The 546-nt window shown below is 61.7% G+C and carries 1 protein-coding gene; it reads right to left on the bottom strand.

Annotation, left to right across the window (positions count from 1 at the left end; all coding sequences use genetic code 11):
* Positions 1-153: 153 nt before the first annotated feature.
* Positions 154-546: alpha/beta hydrolase (locus tag AACY52_RS29810; RefSeq protein ID WP_339561304.1), on the bottom strand; the 393-nt coding region annotated here is incomplete at its 5' end.

Here is a 546-nt window from a genome sequence, read left to right as displayed (position 1 = left end):
CTGATACCCGGGGGGCGGGCCGCAGGGCCCGCCCTCTTTTTGGCGGCCTAGTATCGCGCCCACCGGAAAGAGACGCATTTCCACCAGCAGATACCAAGAAGGGAGGGTGGATTTCTCCACCCTGCCCTTTTTGTCGTCGTGCGGATCCGGGGCTCAGCCCTTCACGAACGCCAGCAGATCGGGGTTGATGACATCGGCATGGGTGGTCAGCATCCCATGCGGATAGCCCTCATAGATCTTCAGCGTGCCGTTTTGCAGCAGCTTCACCTGCAGCAGCGCGGCATCGGTATAGGGCACGACCTGATCGTCATCGCCCTGCAGCACCAGCGTGGGGACGGTGATCGCCTTCAGGTCTTCGGTCTGGTCGGTTTCGGAAAAGGCCTTGATGCCTTCATAATGGGCTTGCGCGCTGCCCATCATGCCCTGCCGCCACCACTTGTCGATCACGGCCTGGATCGTCGTTTCGTGATCGCGATTGAAGCCGTAAAATGGCCCCGCCGCGACATCGTGGAAGAAGGCTGCGCGATTGGCGGCAAGCGCGCTGCG

The sequence above is a fragment of the Pseudomonas sp. EA_65y_Pfl1_P113 genome, assembly GCF_963970525.1.
In the GTDB taxonomy this organism is placed as follows: domain Bacteria; phylum Pseudomonadota; class Gammaproteobacteria; order Pseudomonadales; family Pseudomonadaceae; genus Aquipseudomonas; species Aquipseudomonas tritici.
The sequence above is the reverse complement of the archived record's forward strand: the minus strand, read 5'-3'. Positions and strand labels throughout refer to the sequence as shown.